Annotated in this window: 15 protein-coding genes; 13 read left to right on the top strand and 2 right to left on the bottom strand. The window is 49.6% G+C overall.

The window, feature by feature from the left end; genetic code table 11:
- The first annotated feature begins 78 nt into the window (after positions 1-78).
- The 4 genes from L3D05_RS13965 to modB all read left to right on the top strand — a co-directional run bounded on the left by L3D05_RS13965 (position 79) and on the right by modB (position 4,309).
- On the top strand, positions 79-2,028 hold the full coding sequence (locus L3D05_RS13965) for an ATP-dependent DNA helicase (protein WP_239616728.1): 1,950 nt from the start codon (positions 79-81) through the stop codon (positions 2,026-2,028).
- An 88-nt stretch (positions 2,029-2,116) separates the two neighbouring features.
- Complete coding sequence (locus L3D05_RS13960) at positions 2,117-2,662, top strand: NADPH-dependent FMN reductase (RefSeq protein WP_239616893.1); 546 nt, start codon at positions 2,117-2,119, stop codon at positions 2,660-2,662.
- 178 nt (positions 2,663-2,840) lie between these two features.
- Positions 2,841-3,617, top strand: coding sequence for a molybdate ABC transporter substrate-binding protein (modA, locus tag L3D05_RS13955; protein ID WP_239616727.1), 777 nt, complete (start codon positions 2,841-2,843; stop codon positions 3,615-3,617).
- A gap of 29 nt (positions 3,618-3,646) precedes the next feature.
- Positions 3,647-4,309 (top strand): molybdate ABC transporter permease subunit, encoded by a 663-nt coding sequence (gene modB / locus L3D05_RS13950; protein ID WP_239616725.1) that lies wholly within the window; start codon positions 3,647-3,649, stop codon positions 4,307-4,309.
- Positions 4,310-4,382: 73 nt separating this feature from the next.
- Here the strand turns inward: modB and L3D05_RS13945 are convergent, their stop codons facing one another.
- Positions 4,383-5,351: a substrate-binding domain-containing protein gene (locus tag L3D05_RS13945; RefSeq protein ID WP_239616724.1), complete on the bottom strand. Its 969-nt coding sequence runs from the start codon at positions 5,349-5,351 to the stop codon at positions 4,383-4,385.
- A 205-nt stretch (positions 5,352-5,556) separates the two neighbouring features.
- Between L3D05_RS13945 and L3D05_RS13940 the strand changes: the two genes are divergently transcribed.
- From L3D05_RS13940 to L3D05_RS13920, 5 genes are all read left to right on the top strand, one after another.
- Entirely contained in the window at positions 5,557-6,018 is a 462-nt protein-coding gene (locus L3D05_RS13940; RefSeq protein ID WP_239616722.1) for a MarR family winged helix-turn-helix transcriptional regulator, read from the top strand.
- Complete coding sequence (locus L3D05_RS13935) at positions 6,005-7,489, top strand: DHA2 family efflux MFS transporter permease subunit (protein WP_239616721.1); 1,485 nt, start codon at positions 6,005-6,007, stop codon at positions 7,487-7,489. The genes L3D05_RS13940 and L3D05_RS13935 overlap by 14 nt, the downstream gene beginning before the upstream one ends.
- 175 nt (positions 7,490-7,664) lie before the next feature.
- The gene (locus L3D05_RS13930) at positions 7,665-8,585 is read left to right on the top strand and encodes a glycerophosphodiester phosphodiesterase (RefSeq protein WP_239616720.1); all 921 of its coding nucleotides are present in this window, start codon (positions 7,665-7,667) and stop codon (positions 8,583-8,585) included.
- Positions 8,586-8,614: 29 nt separating this feature from the next.
- On the top strand, positions 8,615-9,271 hold the full coding sequence (locus tag L3D05_RS13925; RefSeq protein WP_239616718.1) for a PIG-L deacetylase family protein: 657 nt from the start codon (positions 8,615-8,617) through the stop codon (positions 9,269-9,271).
- A gap of 16 nt (positions 9,272-9,287) precedes the next feature.
- Positions 9,288-9,563 carry a YqkE family protein gene (locus L3D05_RS13920; protein ID WP_239616717.1) on the top strand — a complete coding sequence of 92 codons (276 nt, stop codon included), beginning with the start codon at positions 9,288-9,290 and terminating at the stop codon, positions 9,561-9,563.
- Here L3D05_RS13920 and L3D05_RS13915 read toward each other — a convergent pair.
- Positions 9,560-9,742, bottom strand: coding sequence for a uracil-DNA glycosylase (locus L3D05_RS13915; RefSeq protein WP_239616715.1), 183 nt, complete (start codon positions 9,740-9,742; stop codon positions 9,560-9,562). The two genes, L3D05_RS13920 and L3D05_RS13915, sit on opposite strands and share 4 nt — an antisense overlap.
- A gap of 123 nt (positions 9,743-9,865) precedes the next feature.
- On the opposite strand from L3D05_RS13915, the gene L3D05_RS13910 reads away from it, so the two are divergent.
- The 4 genes from L3D05_RS13910 (at position 9,866) to L3D05_RS13895 (ending at position 17,555) form a co-directional block, all read left to right on the top strand.
- The gene (locus tag L3D05_RS13910) at positions 9,866-10,585 is read left to right on the top strand and encodes a M15 family metallopeptidase (protein ID WP_239616714.1); all 720 of its coding nucleotides are present in this window, start codon (positions 9,866-9,868) and stop codon (positions 10,583-10,585) included.
- A 95-nt stretch (positions 10,586-10,680) separates the two neighbouring features.
- Entirely contained in the window at positions 10,681-11,196 is a 516-nt protein-coding gene (locus L3D05_RS13905) for a GNAT family N-acetyltransferase (RefSeq protein WP_239616712.1), read from the top strand.
- A gap of 68 nt (positions 11,197-11,264) precedes the next feature.
- Positions 11,265-13,004, top strand: a complete 1,740-nt coding sequence (locus tag L3D05_RS13900) for an ABC transporter ATP-binding protein (protein WP_239616711.1) — start codon at positions 11,265-11,267, stop codon at positions 13,002-13,004.
- A gap of 69 nt (positions 13,005-13,073) precedes the next feature.
- A complete protein-coding gene (locus tag L3D05_RS13895; RefSeq protein WP_239616709.1) occupies positions 13,074-17,555 on the top strand; it encodes a DEAD/DEAH box helicase in 4,482 nt (1,493 codons plus the stop codon).
- The last annotated feature ends 24 nt before the right edge of the window (positions 17,556-17,579 follow it).

Raw genomic sequence — 17,579 nt, 5'->3', positions numbered from 1 at the left:
AATCTCAATTTAACTTTGCTTTTAGAAGACGATCATGTAATAATGTCACGGACTACATGAAGCGGAGGCATCATCCTATTGAGCCGATATCCTTTTGAATACGAGCATTCGAAACCTTTTTTGCAGCAAGTGGGGGAATGGGTAGCGGATGTATTCTATGACATTCTGCCCGAAGCGGGCTTCGAAGTTCGTGACGAACAAATATATATGGCATTCCAGCTAGAGCGGGCGTTCGCGGAGAAACAGACCATCTTCGCCGAAGCAGGCGTCGGCACGGGCAAAACGTTAGTGTATTTGCTGTATGCAATATGTTATGCGCGTTATCACCGCAAACCGGTCATCGTAGCTTGCGCGGACGAGTCGTTGATCGAACAGCTCGTGAAGCCGCAAGGAGATATCGCGAAGCTTGCCCGGCATCTAGAACTGGCTATCGATGCGAGATTGGGAAAGTCCCAGGATCGGTACCTCTGTCTGGCGAAACTGGACCATGCACGCACGGATTATGAAGACGTCGAGGTCTATAAGGCTTTATTTGAAGAGTTACCTTCTTTCGTCCATAAGAGCGAGGGAATGCAGTCGTTCTTCGCCTATGGGGATCGCAAACAATATCCGCACCTAAGCGACACTCAGTGGGATAGGATCAATTGGGATCCTTACCAGGATTGTTTCGTATGCGATAAGCGGCATCGTTGCGGACAAACGCTATCCAGAGAGCATTACCGCCAATCTACGGATTTGATCATCTGCTCGCACGACTTCTACATGGAGCATGTTTGGACCTATGAAGGGCGGAAAAGAGAAGGCCAGCTTCCTTTGCTGCCGGACCATTGCGCGGTCGTCTTCGATGAAGGGCATCTGCTCGAATCGGCAGCGCAGAAAGCGTTAACTTACCGCATTAAGCACTCGATTTTTGAACAATTGATTACTCGCTTGCTGAAGAACGAGATACGCGAATCGCTTGCTGTTCTTATCGACGAGGCTATCGATGGAAGCGAAGCGATGTTTGAGCTGCTGGAACGCCAAAGCCAAGCGATTCAAGGCTCCGATAGAAGGCAGATCGTTCTGAACGATCGGCTTGTGCAGCATGTAGCCAAGCTACGCTCCACTCTGGACGGAATAGAAGAGGAGCTTGTTTTCGAGAGCGAGCTTTTCAACTTGGATAGTTATCAACTGCGCATCGTGGAAGAACATCTGGAGATGATGCAGAAGGCGCTGAGCTTATTCCAGAATTCGAATTCTTTGATCTGTTGGGCGACGGAGAGCCCGACCGGTCTTACGCTTGTCATTATGCCGAAAGCGGTTAAGGAGGTTCTTCGCGAGCGCGTATTCTCCACGAAGATGCCGGTCATCTTCTCATCCGCAACGTTATCGGTTAACGGATCGTTCGATTTCTTGGCGTATAGTCTCGGCATCGAGAACTATTTGTCCTTCAGCGTCGAGTCTCCCTATGAGTACGATAGTCGAATGGAAGTACTTGTCCCTGCTTGGAAGGATGGAGCCACCTTCGCGGAGAAAATGAAGACGGCTGTACAGATGCTGCAACGAACCGAAGGCAGAGCATTGATCTTATTCCCTTCCAAAGAAGAGCTAAGGCAGTTCAAAGAGGCGATTGTTTCTTATCCTGAGGTTAGCGCGCTAAGTTTCGGCTTCGAGGGAGACCGGGAGATCAGCCATTTGATCGCGGATTTCCAGCGGGACGAGACTAGCGTTCTGTGCGCCGTTACGTTATGGGAAGGGTTAGACATTCCGGGGCCTTCCTTATCGAACGTAATCGTATGGTCGCTTCCTTTTCCTCCGCAAGATCCGGTGTTCGCTTCCAAGCGGCAAGAAGCGGATTCCGCTTACGAAGAAGTGGATTTACCCTACATGCTGCTTAGGCTTAAGCAAGGGATCGGCCGCTTGATTCGTACTCGGGAGGATTCCGGGATCATCGTCATTCTGAGCGAAGAAATCCATAGGGACTCCTCTCTTCGGGATCAAATTCAGAGTCTGCTGCCGGAAGGTGTCGAGCTGAAACTCGATTGTTGACGAAGGGTTCTCGAAGCATTTGTTCTTTAGGGGCTGGCGGTGCTAAAATAGAAGAAAGAATCAATTAAGAGGAGGTTGTGATCGAATGCTGAAAATCGCCGTACTTATCGGAAGTCTTAGACAAGGTTCCTACAATCTGCAACTGGCCCACACGATGAAGGAACGTTATATTAACAAATTAGACCTTGAAATCGCAGACATTCGATCTCTTCCGTTTTTTGATCAAGACATCGAATTAAATCCGCCGACTGTCGTAAAGGAGCTGCTAAGTAAAGTTACGTCAGCGGACGGCGTGTTCATTATCACTCCGGAATACAACTGGTCGGTTCCGGGCGTGCTTAAGAACGCGATCGACTGGTTGTCTCGCGGAGATAAGGTGCTCATCGGCAAACCGGTATTGACGGCAGGCGTATCTCCGGGAATGATGGGGACGATCAGAGCCCAGCTTCATCTGCGCGAAATTCTGGCAAGCCCGGGCATTCAAGCGAAGCTTCTGCCTCCGGCAGGCAATGAAATTTATATTAGCTCCGCCGGACTGAAATTCGATGAAACGACTAACCGGCTTGTGGACGAATCGACCCTTCGATTCATCGACCGCGTAGTGGACAAGTTTATCGAATTCGCGGACAAATAATGCTTAAGAAGAAGGTTCAGCTCCTATTCCGAAAGGAATTTGAGCGAACCTTCTTTTTTTGTAATCAATCAATATTAATTATATTCAATTATATCTAAATAGGTTTAAACATGAAGATGAATATGGTATGCTCCTACCATTCATAATGAGTATAATAAAATGATAGAGGAGAATAAGGATGTTGAGAAAAAGTTTACTAGTCACCGCAGCCCTTCTATTAAGCGTGAGTTTATTTGCTTTGCCTGCAAAGCCGACAAGCGCGGCATCCAAAACGACATTGCTCGTATCCGCGGCCGCAAGCCTGAAAGACGGGCTGGACGAAATTGAGAAATTGTACGAGAAAGCGCATCCGGACGTCGATTTGCAATTTAACCTAGGCTCTTCGGGTACTCTCCAGAAACAAATCGAGCAAGGAGCTCCGGCGGACTTGTTCCTATCGGCGGGCCAGAAACAAATGGATGCTTTAATAGACGGTAAACTCGTGTCCAAGAGCAAGTTGCTGCTTAAGAACGATCTTGTGCTGGTCGTTCCTAGCGACTCTAAAACCGAGATTAAAGCGGTGGCGCAATTAACGGACAAATCCTTCAAGAAAATCGCGATCGGTCAACCGGAATCGGTGCCGGCCGGACAATATGCGAAAGAAACGCTGACCGTGCGCAAAGTATGGGAGCCCCTGCAAGATAAACTCGTCTACGCCAAAGACGTACGTCAAGTCTTGACTTACGTGGAGAGCGGCAACGTCGAAGCGGGATTCGTCTATCGCACGGATGCCCTTAGCTCCAACAAAGTTAAAATCGCGTTAAAAGTTCATTCTATGTCGCATAAGCCGATCGTATATCCGGCTGCCGTCCTTAAGCAGACGAAGAACGAAAAAGAAGCCAATGCTTTCTACGATTACCTGCAATCGAGCGAGGCGAAAGCCGTATTCGTGAAATACGGATTCAAATTGCCATAACGATAGCCAGCTAAAGAGGTGACTGAACGTTGGACGGGCAACAATTTATGGACCCGATCATTCTGTCGGTAAAAATATCGGCGATCGCGAGCATCTTGGTGTTCGGTTTAGCCGCGCTGTTCGCGCGGTGGATGGCGAGGGCGAGATTTATCGGCAAAAGCCTCGTAGAGACGCTGCTGCTGCTTCCGCTGGTGTTGCCGCCAACGGTCATTGGTTTTATACTCCTTGTCGCGCTAGGTAGAAGGAGCTTAATCGGAGAATGGTACGAGAAGCTATTCAACGGCCCCATTTTATTTACATGGGGTGTGGCGGTTATTGCGGCTATCGTGATCGCTTTCCCTCTCGCTTATCGCACGATGAGAGCGGGATTCGAGGGGGTGGATCGCGATTTGGAAGATGCGGCTAGAGCGCAGGGAGCTTCGGAGTGGCAAGTATTCCGACATGTGACCATGCCGCTTGCCGCGAATTCATTACGGGCGGGATATGTTCTCGGTTTTGCCCGCGCGCTTGGCGAGTTCGGTGCGACATTAATGGTAGCCGGCAATATTCCCGGCCGCACCCAGACGATCCCCACAGCGATCTATGTTGCCGTTGACGGGGGAAGCATGACAATGGCATGGTCGTGGGCTGCGGTGATGATCTTGCTGGCGTTCGTCATGCTGCTCGTGGCCAATCGTTATTCGAAAACTTAAGATAAAGCCCTCCGCGCTTACGACAAGCGTGGAGGGCTTTATGGGTGTTATAGAGTCATTTATTATTCGTTCGCTAAGTATCGAGCAGAATTTGTCCCGTCTGGGATAGATCGTACCCTTGAATCATTCGAAGCTCGTTTAGGAATGCATCAGAGCGAATGATATGGATAACGGAATCAATCCAATGTTTATTTTCCGGACGCTTGAGCATGACGATATCGTACATCTCTTGAATGAGCGGAATGTAATCGATCCCGCCAACAAGCTGAGCGGCTTTTTCTATGCCTACTCCCGCATTCGCCTCCCCGGCAGCGACTTTCCCTGCTATCGCGAGATGGGTATTTTCCTCTTGATCATAGCCCAACAGACGAGTCGGATCGCAACCGAGAATCCGCAATTGCTCGTCCAGCAAGACGCGGGCGCCCGAGCCCATCTCTCGATTGACGATACGAATACCTGGCTTCAGTAGGTCATCCCACTGCGTTATGTTGTATGGATTCCCTTTTTGGACATAAAGGCCCGCCGAGCGCGAGAGGAGCCGGACGACGACGTATGCTTGTCCTACGAACAGCTTGCGTATATAAGGTAAGTTATATTGTCCGGTATCCCCGTCCAGAAGGTGAGTGCTAACGATATCCGATTCTCCGCGATACATCGAGACGAGACTGTCCATGCTGCCGTTATAGGAGCGGAGGGGACGCGTCCCCGCGGAATGTTTCTCCATATGTTTGGACAGGATGTCCAAGCTGAGATCTTGGCCGGTAATGACCAGGGCCCTATCCGTCGTTGACGTTGTGGGAGTAGATTGCTGTGACATTGCTGAAGTCATGTGGAGGGAGTTCAATTGAATGTTTTCCCTGATGGGAGCATTCATTCCTTTGGCGCGCAGTTTGAAGGCTTCAAGATCGGAGGCGTCGACACGCATTTGTTTGCCTACCCGATAGGAGGGGAGATCGCCTTTTTTCAGTAAATCGTAGACGGTTAGTTTGGAAATTTTCAGTAATTTCGCAACTTCCTCGGTCGTATAGGACTCGTTACTCATCGGTATCCTCCGAACTGGCGTAGCATTTGTCCCATCAGTATAGCATAAGACGATATTCATCTTTGCTACATTTAGTTTTGTCATTTTTTATGTCCATAATAACATATGTCAACATTGACATAAGATTAAAAAGAGAGTATTTTAGTTCGTATGCGAAATATTCCGCTGCGAATAATAACCGGAAAGGAGAGAGGGGGAATTTCCTGTGGACGAACGACAAAGAATAGAAAATATATTCGCGTCCTTCCGCGAAGTAAACCAAGCTTTTCATCAGTCGATGTTACAGTTGACACAGCATCTGGGCATCACTGCGATACAATATTTCGTGCTGAAAGTCGTGGTTCTGAATCCGGGAATCGGTCTCAACGAACTTTCTGAGAAGATTCATTCGGTGACAAGTTCGACAAGCGGTATCGTGGACAGAATGGTTAAGGCAGGGTGGTTGTTACGCGAACGGCCGGTAAGTAATCGCCGAGCCATCTGTTTAACCGCAACAGAGGAAGGAATATCGTTGTGGCGAACCGTAAGCGATATGCGAGTATCGCAGCTTTCGGTTTCTCTTCTGAGTTTGTCGGAAGAGGATGAGCATCAATTGCTACGTATACACAAAGAGATAGTGAACATCATACAGAGACAGAGAGAGGAAGAGAAACATGAGTCATACTAATTCAACGTTGAAGAGAGGTCCGATCGTTGCCGCGCTGTTAATCGGGGCGTTCGTCGCGATTCTCGCTCAAACGTTACTGAACGTAGCGTTGCCTAAAATGATGATCGACCTAGGCATCAGCGCGAACACGATCCAATGGCTGGCTACGGGATACTTGCTCGTGAACGGTGTCTTAATTCCGGTAAGTGCTTATTTGATCGATCGATTTTCGACCCGTCAGCTTTTCATTACGGCAGTCGGATTATTTACTTTTGGTACCCTAATGTGCGCTGTCGCCCCGAACTTTGAGGTGCTGCTAAGCGGCCGTCTCATACAAGCTGCAGGCGCGGGTATCCTTATGCCGCTTATGTCAATCATCTTCTTGACGATCTTCCCGATTCAAGAACGCGGGAAAGCGATGGGGATGATGGGTCTAGCCATGATCTTCGCACCGGCAATCGGTCCGACGCTGTCGGGCTGGGTCGTGGAGCATTATAATTGGAGAGTTTTGTTCTATATCGTTCTGCCGATTTCCTTATTTGCATTAATCTACGGTGCGTTTGCGATGAAGAACGTTACCAAGACGTCTTCGCCTAAGCTTGATGCGCTCGGTATCATTTTATCGACGCTTGGATTCGGCGGTTTGTTGTACGGATTCAGCGATGCCGGACATGACGGTTGGGATAGTCCTCGCGTCGTAGCTAGTATAGTCATCGGCGCAATCTCGCTCGTGCTGTTCTTCTGGAGAGAATGGACGGTCGACAAGCCGATCTTGGAATTCCGCGTGTTCAAATACAATATGTATTCCTTAACGACCGTCATCAATATGATCATTACGATGTCGATGTATTCCGGGATGATCCTGTTGCCGATTTATTTACAAACAATTCGCGGTTTCACGCCTCTCGAAGCGGGTCTACTGTTATTGCCGGGCGCGATCCTAATGGGCATTATGTCCCCGATTACGGGTATTATTTTCGATAAAATCGGTGCGCGTTGGCTGTCGGTTGTCGGATTGATCATTACGGTGATCACGACTTACGAATTCAGCAAACTGACGATCGATACGACGTACACGCACATGATTCTTATGTACACATTAAGGATGTTCGGGATGTCCATGCTCATGATGCCGATTCAGACCGCGGGTATGAACCAGTTGCCGCAACGCTTGAATGCGCATGGCTCCGCCATGTCCCAAACCTTGCGTAACGTAGCCGGTGCGTTAGGTACCGCATTCCTCGTGACGATCATGACGAATACGGCCGCGGACCGTGTGAAGCATTTGATGATTCAAGGCCAAATCGCGGAAACCGACAAAGCTGGAATTCTGGAAGCGACGCAACAAGGAACGATCTACGGAATTAATCATTCCTTCGTTATTGCGACGTGGATGACGGTGGCTGCCCTTGTGCTGGCATTCTTCATTAAGAAAGTAAAACCTCATTCGGAGACGATAACGTCTGCGCAATTGGAGAAGCAAGGCAGCTAATTCGATACGGGCATAGAGCAGCCAGGACAACCTTCTAAGGAGGGTTGTCCTCGTTTTATTCTGAACTTAATTGGAGATGTCACGAGATTGAGCGAGAGAAATTTCGGCAAAAGTGGTATCATTTAAAGAACGGTACCCTGAGCTATGGAAGCTCAGTCAGACATCAGGAGGTTCTATGCTCAGTAAATGGCTCAAGCCGATGGAAATCCCGCGATTGTATTTTTACGCCATGCACTTTTTTCTCCTCTTATCCTTGACGGGAGTCGTGCTGTGGTTGACAGGAAATGAGGCCCCTCTGAACAAGGTGTTGTCCAAAGAAAGCGAGATTATGACTGTCGCGCATCGCGGAGCTTCCGGTTATGCGCCGGAAAGTACGTTGTCATCGTATCGGATGGGCTTGCGTATGAACGCGGATTACATCGAGATCGATTTACAGTTGACCAAGGACGGAGAGATCATCGCGCTTCACGATGAGACCGTAAATCGGACGACGAACGGATCTGGGTGGGTCAAGAATATGACTTTGGCGGAGATTAAAGCTTTGGACGCCGGAACATGGTTTAACGTGAAACATCAGATTTATGCCAGACAGGAATATGCGAACGAGAAGATCCCTACGCTACGCGAAATTTTCGAAGCCTTCGGCAAAGACGCGCATTATATGCTTGAGACCAAGTCGCCGGCAGAGAATCCGGGCCTCGAAGAGAAAATGTGGGCTTTAGTCGAGGAATTTGATCTAGTAGACCATGTCGCAGTACAATCATTCAGCAAGGAAAGCCTACAGAAGATTAGAGCATGGAACAAGGATATCGTATTGTTCCAGTTGCTTTGGTATAACAGACCGGCTTCGATCTCGGAATCCTTTCTAGCCGAAATCGGCGGTTATGCCAACGGAGTCGGGGCTAACTTCTTAAGAATCAACGAAAATTACGTGCACAAAGTGAAAGAAGCAGGTTTGCTTATGTACGTTTATACAGTCAACTATCAGGTCAATATGGACAAGGCGTTAAGGTGGGGCGTAGATGGCGTTCACACGGACTATCCCGATCGCTTCAAGGAAGTGATCGAAGAGGATCTCGACCCTTCGGGAATATAAGACGATTAAAGAAAAAGGAGGGGACTCCCATGTACCCAGAAGGACGCTCGGCGTTCATATATGCTCACCCGGATGACGAGACTTTCATGAGCGGATGTTTGATTAGACAATTAGCGGATGAAAGCCTGAAACCTGTTCTGCTGCTCGCGACTAGAGGAGATGCGGGTTATAAGAACGGCGATTACGCGGATGCATCCCGTGAGGAATTAGCCGCCATCCGCGATGGGGAGATGGAGGAAGCAGCGGCTATTCTAGGCTTGGATGCCTTGCAACAGTTAGGCTATCCGGACGGAAAGCTAAACGAGATCGATACGACTCGACTTGCTTCGCAAATCGCTGAGTTTGCTAACACGTATGCCGTGGAGTCCTTATTTACGTTTCCTCCCGATGGCGGCAATGGTCATCCGGACCATGTAGCGATCTCTCGGGCGACGACGTTGGCTTTCGAATCCGGGTTGTGCCGATCGGTACGCCGTTTGTATTATTCGTTGTCCCCGGCAATGGCTTTAGAGGGAAGAACGCCGGATTTGACACTGGAAGTCGCGAAACAATGGAAAGTCAAGGCGGCTGCGCTGCGAGCCCATGATTCGCAGAAATACGCGATAGAGCGATATTTCGGCAACCTTGGAGAAGAAGTGCAGATGAGCAGGCGTTACGAGCAATTCGTCGTTATTTACAAAAAATGAAGGAGCTTGAAAAGGTATGGCGAACAACAAGAAGAAGGAAGAGCGAAGGCAATCCGCTCAAGCGGCAACGGATTTCGTAGATAAGCCGGTTACGCTCAAGGACAGACTCGGGGCGGATACTTTGGCCAAGCTGAAGCTACAAGCGGAGACGATGAAGCAGGAGGAAGCGATGCGCCAAGAGGCGAAGCGTAAGGAAGCGGAGCTAGCGCGTCAAGCCGAGCAGAAGCTTAAGGATAACGACTTCGAATATCTGCTCAACAATAGCTCTGCGAGCGGGCGGAAATACAACTAGGTTTTGCGTTCTTTGGGTTCGAAATTCATACAAGCTTTGCCTGAAGAGGACAGAACGGTTAGGCTAGGCATCGTGTGGGATTTGAAACCGAATGCTTTGCAGCCTCGGGGGAAATTGGGATCCCATGTCACGAAATAATAACGGCATTTCATGCAATCGACGCGATTCGTATCCGACACAACCGTTCCTCCCTTTTGGGCTAGAGCCAAAACTATGATAACGCATCTCATTATATCTTTGAGAGGGAAGCGGGGCAATAACGAACGATGATCTTACAGGTGAGAACAAATGGGTTAATTGTTATGATCGTTGCGTGTTTGTTAGCTATCGGGCTTGCTCAGCCACCGGCGGTAACCGCCGCGGATACGAAAGTGAATGTTGACGAAGCGGCATCCGTCGTTAAACGGGGAAAGCTGCCTAAAGGTTTTGTTTACTTGGACGAGACTATTCCCGAAGCTAAATTCGAGATTCGTTATTTTACGGATTATAACTTCGTGGGCGAGAGAATTGACGGATACGAAGCCCCCGTTCCGATACTATCGGCCGAAGCCGCTAACGCGCTTAAGAAAGTCAACGACGATTTAAAGCGTCAAGGGTACTTGCTGCTCGTCTATGATGCGTACCGTCCTCAGAAGGCGGTTAACCATTTTATACGATGGGCTAAGGACGCTAAGGATACGAAGATGAAAAAAGAATTTTATCCAGAGGTCGACAAGACCAAAGTATTTAAGCTTGGGTATGTGGCTTCCAAATCGGGGCATTCGCGCGGAAGCACGGTGGATTTGACGCTCGTCTACGAGAAAACGGGAAAACCCGTCGACATGGGGAGTCCTTACGACTTTTTCGGAGCGATCTCCAGCCACGGGACGAAGCTGATCACCGCGAAGCAAACCGCGAATCGCAATATACTCAAGAAGGCCATGATGAAGTACGGCTTCAAGCCGTATGACAAAGAATGGTGGCATTATACGCTTAAGGATGAGCCCTTTCCGAAAAAGTACTTTGATTTTAATGTGGAATAAGCCGTGAGTTGGTTTATCCATACGCAACACGGGTAAGATAACACAAGTTAAATTCCCGAATATTCGCCAATAAACCCATACTCAGGAGGTAACATATGACCTTTTTTACTAGCATCACACGTGCCGAACCGGAAGATACGCAAGAGATCATGCGTTTGCTCGTCAACACTGCCGAATGGCTTCTCAGCAAAGGTTCCAATCAATGGAACGCGCTATTAAGAGGAGAAGATTCGCATAACACGCCGGAATCGATCAATAAGGGTGAAGTATACATTTTCCGTCAGGATCCGAAGATCGTCGGCATGGTTATCCTGCTGCAGCAACCGAACGCATGGGATCTGGATTTATGGGGAGAACGTACGAAAGACAATTCTGCCATCTATCTTCATAGACTTGCGATCAATCGTAAGTTCGCGGGGAAAGGCGTCGGCAAAAATATAATGAACTGGGTAGATACCGAGGCTCCGAAATTGGGGAAACGAGTAATTCGACTTGATTGCCTAGCGAATAACGAGGTGCTTAACGGTTTCTATAGAAGTCTCGGTTATGAATTCGTGGGGAAAGCCTCCAATTCCAGTGGAGAGTTCAGCAAGTACGAGAAAAAAGTATAAATAGGAACATCCACGTGAACAGCTTGACTCGCGAGAGTTGAGCTGTTTTCTAGATAAGGGGACAACCGATGAAGGAATTTCGCATGTATCTCAGGTTCGTTAAGCCTTATCGCGCGTTAGTCGCCGTTACGCTACTCATCGGTATGCTTAAATTCGCGATTCCGCTTGCCGTGCCTCTTTTTCTGCAATACGCGGTAGATAATATATTGCTAGCGGATCTCTCTCAGGAGGTTAAGCTAGAGCGTTTAGCGCAATTGATCGGGGTGTCGTTCGTATTATTCGTGGTCATTCGTTATCCGATTGAATATTATCGTCAATACTTTGCCCAATTGACTACGAGCCGAATCCTATTCGACCTACGGAACAAACTCTATGGCCATTTGCAGCGCTTGTCGTTGCGATTCTATCAGGAACGTAAATCCGGAGAGATTATCTCAAGAATGATCAACGATGCCGAGCAGACGAAAGCGATCGTCGAGACGGGCATGATGAACGTGTGGCTGGATTTATTCACGCTGACGATCGCCCTAGGAATCATGTTATATATGAATGCAACTCTGACTTTGTTCGCCATCCTTATTTTACCTTTCTATGGATTGGCCGTCGTTAAGCTATATAAGAGGCTTCGGTCCTATGCTCGTTCCCGCTCGGCGGCGCTTGCGGATATGCAAGGTTATCTTAACGAGCACGTCGCAGGCATGCCGGTCGTGAAGAGCTTTACTCTGGAACAATACGAGCAGAAGCAATTCGGAATTAAGAACGGGAAATTTCTTGAACGCGCGCTTGCGCTTACCCGATGGAATGCTTTAACGAACGCCATCATTAATACGTTAACGGAAATCGCGCCTTTGATTATTTTGTTCGGAGGCGGATACATGGTCATCACGAAAGGATTAACGATCGGGGAATTCATAGCTTTCTATGCTTATCTCGATCGACTGTATACGCCGCTTCGTCGCCTGGTGAGCGCATCTACGGAGCTTACCCAAGCGTCTGCTTCCTTGGAGCGGGTAATGGAGCTGCTGAATGAGCCGATAGGCATTCAAGACGATCAGGAGGCCAAGCCGCTCAAGAAAGTTACGGGAAGGATTGAATTCGACAATGTCTCTTTCCGTTATCGTGAAGAGACCGAAGACGTGCTGCGCGACATCGAGCTGACGATTGACCCGGGCCAGACGGTTGCATTCGTAGGTATGAGCGGCGGTGGGAAATCATCGCTAATAAGCTTGTTGCCGCGCTTCTACGATATCCAGCAAGGCAGCATACGAATTGACGGCCAGGATATTTCGAAGGTTACGCAGATTAGCTTGCGTTCGCAGATTGGCATGGTGCTGCAAGATAATATCTTGTTCAGCGGCAGCGTGAGAGAAAATATTTTGCTAGGCAATCCGGAGCAATCGGAGGAGCTTATGATCGATGCCGCGAAGCGTGCCAATGCGCATGACTTTATTATGGGGTTACCGCAAGGGTACGACACCGAGATCGGAGAGCGAGGGGTTAAGCTGTCCGGCGGCCAGAAGCAACGGATCGCGATCGCGCGAGTGTTCCTGAAAGATCCAGCCATCCTAGTGCTAGACGAGGCGACTTCGGCGCTTGATCTGGAATCCGAGCACCTGATCCAAGAATCCTTGCAGGCGTTAACGAACAATAGGACAACGCTTGTCGTGGCGCATCGTCTCTCTACCATCACCCATGCCGATCAGATTGTCGTCATCGAGCAGGGAGAGATCGTCGAGAGAGGAACCCACGAGTCGTTAATGGCGCGAGATGGGGTTTATGCAAGGCTATATAATGTGCAAAATCTATAAGTAGCGGCCCATCGTGGCCTAAGGGACATCGGATCGAAGGATTCCGTTAATAAGGAGCCGTTATACGATATGGATTTGAATACGAGAGTGCCGTTTCATTCCGTACTATCCGCCTGGTTCACGCAATCGTTCGGAGAACCGACTAACGTGCAACAACATGCATGGCAAGCGATCGGGGAGGGTCGCCATACGCTGATTGCCGCACCAACCGGTTCAGGCAAAACATTGGCTGCATTACTCCCTTGTCTGGATAAGCTTGTTCGGACGCGGTCTCGCGCGGCGGAGGCTGGCGTGCGAATCCTTTATCTGACCCCTCTGAAAGCCTTAAATAACGATATTCATCATCATGTGTTGCAATTTGTAGATCAGTTGCAAGTGCTTGCTACAGAACGAGGGCTCGAATGGCCAGGCATTCGTTGCGAATTACGGACGGGAGATACGAGTCAGAGCAAGCGGAACGCCATGTTGCGTAATCCTCCTGACGTCTTGATCACGACACCGGAATCTCTCTTTTTATTGCTGTCCTCCGACAGAGGGCGCGCGATGCTGGAGACGGTCGAACAAGTGATCATCGATGAGATACACGACTTAGCCGCAGATAAAAGAGGCGCCCACTTGTCGCTGTCGCTTGAGAGATTGTCCTATCGCTGCGCAAGTGAGCCTCAGCGCATCGGCGTGTCGGCGACCCAGAAACCGCTGGACAGGGTAGCTCGGTTTCTCGCAGGCTGGGAATGTCCTGACAAACGTCCGGAAGTTGCTGGTCCAGTTGTTGGAGAAGAAGGGGAGATGCATCCGCGTCCCGTGACGATCATCGAGAGCGCGATGAGCAAGAGCATAACCGTAAATATCTCGATGCCGGATCAGAGTAAACCCGCTGCGACAAGGGAAGCCGTATGGCTACCGTTGCTGGACCGAATCGTGCAAGCGATGGAAGGCTGCCGGTCGGTGATTTTATTCGTCAATAGCAGACGGTTATGCGAGCGGGTATGTTTGCGGCTCAACGACCATGTCGGTTACGAGATGGCCCGATCCCATCACGGCAGCATCTCGCGCGAACGGCGCTTGGAAGTCGAGCGGTTGCTGAAGGAAGGGAATCTGCGGTGTATCGTAGCCACCTCATCGCTCGAGCTGGGTATTGACGTCGGCTATATCGACCTTGTCATTCAATTGGATTCTCCTTTGGAAGCCGCGCGCGGCATCCAAAGAATCGGACGTGCTGGCCACGCCGTGGGGGAAGCGAGCCGCGGATTGCTGCTTGCTAGGCAAAAGGCGATTTTGCCAGAGCTTGCAGTATTGTGCAAGCAGATCTCTAATCGCGAGATCGAGGAAATCCGTATTCCGCATAATCCAATGGATGTTCTTTCCCAGCACATCGTTTCAATGGTGGCGATGGATGACTGGGAGATCGGCTCATTGTTCCGGCTCATCGTTCATAGCGACAGTTATCATACTTTCCAGCAAGATCTGTTGCTCAGCATGCTTCAAGTGCTTTCGGGGTTCTATCCGTTCGCCAAACCTTTGATAGATTGGGATCGCGATACGCAAGTGCTGTCCAAACGAAAAAATACCGCTATGGCTGCGATAACGGGAGTCGGCACGATCCCCCAGAGCGGCAACTATCCGGTTCACCATTTGGATAGCCGCGCTCATCTTGGCGAACTGGACGAGGAATTCGTTCAAGAGAGCCGCGTCGGTGACGTCTTTCAGCTTGGGACGAGTTCGTGGATGATCCGGGACATCCGTAATGATCGAGTTTACGTATCTGAAGCGGGTAACCGGTTCAGCGAGATTCCGTTCTGGCGCAATGAAGCCGGCAGCCGGTCCTTTGAATTGGGATCGAAGATCGGAGCGTTCATACGTGAAATCTCAGAGCGACTTGAGCTAGGAAATGAGTCGGGCATGGAGGCGAATGAATCCGAGATTAACGATCGGGTCTATGAGTGGGTACACAGAAACTACGGAATGGACCGGTACTCGGCAGAAGAACTATTCAGCTTCATTAGGTCGCAGCATCGAGCTTGCGCCTTGCCGACGGATAGGCAAATCGTCATTGAGCATTATCGCGATGTGATGAACCAAACGCATGTTATCATTCACAATCATTGCGGTCGAACAGTTAATCGGACATGGCTTCTGGCGATCGAGAGACAATTCGAGCAATTGCTGCCCTATCGGTTATATGGGAATGCGAAGGATAACGGCATCGAATTCGTGATTCCGGAGTGGGACTCCTCATGGCTTCGGATTATGAATCAGGTCACGCCCGCGAATCTTGAGTCTTTGCTGATCGAAGCGGTTACGGGATCTCCTCTGCTTGGAATCGCTTTTCGGAGAATTGCCGAAAATTCGCTTCTGTTATCGAGAAGCTTCACTCGGACTCCATTGTGGCAGAAGAGGCTTCGAAGCGAGGAGCTTCTACGAGGAGCTTTGCCTTATGCGGAGCAATTTCCTTATTTGCGGGAAGCGATGTCGGAATGCCTTCATGACTATTTAGGTTACGCTGATCTTAAGAAATTACTGGAACAGCTCGTATCGGGACAGATGATAATTCTGGTTAAAGAGACCCCGTTTCCTTCTCCATTCGCAGCTCAATTCATCGCGGAATACGTGAATATGCGGGTATACGAGGGTGACGGTTTGGATGAATCGACTCGTCTTCAGCTGTTGAACGTGAGCAAGGAGCTCGCCGGTCAGTTGTTCGATTCTAATGCTATGGACGATTCGTTCAGTCGCGAAGCTATTGAAGCTGTTAGCCAGCGGTTGAGCGTAACCGAATATCCTCCGAGAAACGAAAACGAGCTTGTCGCGCTTCTGAAGAGCCGAGGAGATTCGACCGCAATGGAGATCGGCAAACTTGCCGGAGAGCCGGCGCTGAAGTGGTTGCAGTCGTTGCATGCTGCCAATAAAGTCGTACCTCTTGACCTAACCGATGACGGTGAATTTCGTTGGATTGCAGCGGATGAACGCGATATTTATGCTGATTTTCCGAATACGCCGGCCTCCGTCAACTTCGTGCTTGGAAGGTATGCCGATCATGTCATTTCGTTCACGGAAGCCGAATTATGCGAGAGATATCCGTCATTGACGCTGGACAAGGCAAAGGATGCCGTCGAGCAATTGCTCGGCAATGATAGGATCGAGAGAGCCCCTTATGCGGCAGACGACTCGGAACGAATCTGGTCGAGCTCCAAAGTGGCTTCACGTATCGTAAAATTATCGATATCGCATGCCCGCGAACGGGCCGAGCCTGTTGATCCGGCGCGCTGGTGCAATCAGATCGCCTTCATGCAGCATGCCCTTCAAGGTTCGCAGCAGCAGGGGAGCGAAGGCTTACTGACGGTAATAGAGAAGCTTCAAGGTTTATTTCTCCCCTTGTCGCATTGGGAGACGATCATCTTCCCTACACGCTTATCTATCTATCGTAAAGAGCAATTAGATGCACTATGCGCTACGGGAGAAGTGCTATGGATTGGGCGTAAAGATGAGGAGGATCAGGAGGGCAAGATCGCTTTTTTCCTTGCTAGCTCTAAGTCTTTAATGGCGCCATTCTTAGATGGATCTAATCCATTGCAAACGAAGCATCCTCGATTGCTGAAGCTTTTAGAAGAAGGCGGAGCAAGCTTCCTAACGCGGTTAAGTCGGGAGGTGGACAAGCCGCCTTCCGATTTGCTCATGGATTTGCTTGATTTGGCCTGGGAAGGTCGAGTCTCTAATGACCAGTTCGCTCCGCTGCGCCTTCAGACCAACAAGAAACACGCAAACTGGACCAGAACGGGCTCAGGGCTGGGGCGTTGGTATGCCACGAGCGCATTGCTAGAAGCAACCTCGACCCCAGGTCTGGACAGCACGCAAAAGGGCCTTGGAGCCAATCCGACTTCCGCTCAGCTTAGTTCAGCGGAGAAAGGATCCCCCGTATTAAGCTGGGCGCACCACCTTGTGCAAGTGTACGGTTTAATTAACAAGGAACTGGTAGCCAAATCAACTCCTTATTCCTGGGATACGTTCTATCCCGTGTTAAAGAGATTGGAAGAATGGGGTGTTCTCACGAGAGGGACGTTCATTCGAGGAATGTCGACCTTGCAGTTTACTACGCGAGAGCTGAGCGAGACGGTCCGAAAGCCGCTTCCGATCGTAGTCGAATCAAGTCCGACGGTTCTGTCCTCCGCTGATCCGGCGAATCCCTTCGGCATGCTAATCGACTGGCCGCAAAGCGGAAGAGGGGTTTCATACGCTAGAAAGCCAGGTAATTTCCTTGTGCTCGAAGGCGAACAGTGGTTATTGTGGATTGAGAATAACGGGAAGCGCGTATTTACCTTGCCGAGACCGGACAATTCAAAACCATTGACCTCCGATAGGAAGGACCAAACGGCTGAACAACATGCAACATTACTCAAATCCGCCTTCCAATCCATTATTCGCAAACGCAAGCTTGTCAAAATCAAAGTCGAGACATGGAATGGCGAACCGATCGCCGAATCGGAAATCGGCGATTACCTATTGAAACTTGGGGCTGAACGCGATCTTCGATCTCTTGTCTTTTGGTCTAATTAGAGATCGAACCCAAGATTGTATTAT

The organism is Cohnella mopanensis (assembly GCF_022352055.1).
Classification (GTDB): Bacteria; Bacillota; Bacilli; order Paenibacillales; family Paenibacillaceae; genus Cohnella; species Cohnella mopanensis.
The sequence above is the reverse complement of the archived record's forward strand: the minus strand, read 5'-3'. Positions and strand labels throughout refer to the sequence as shown.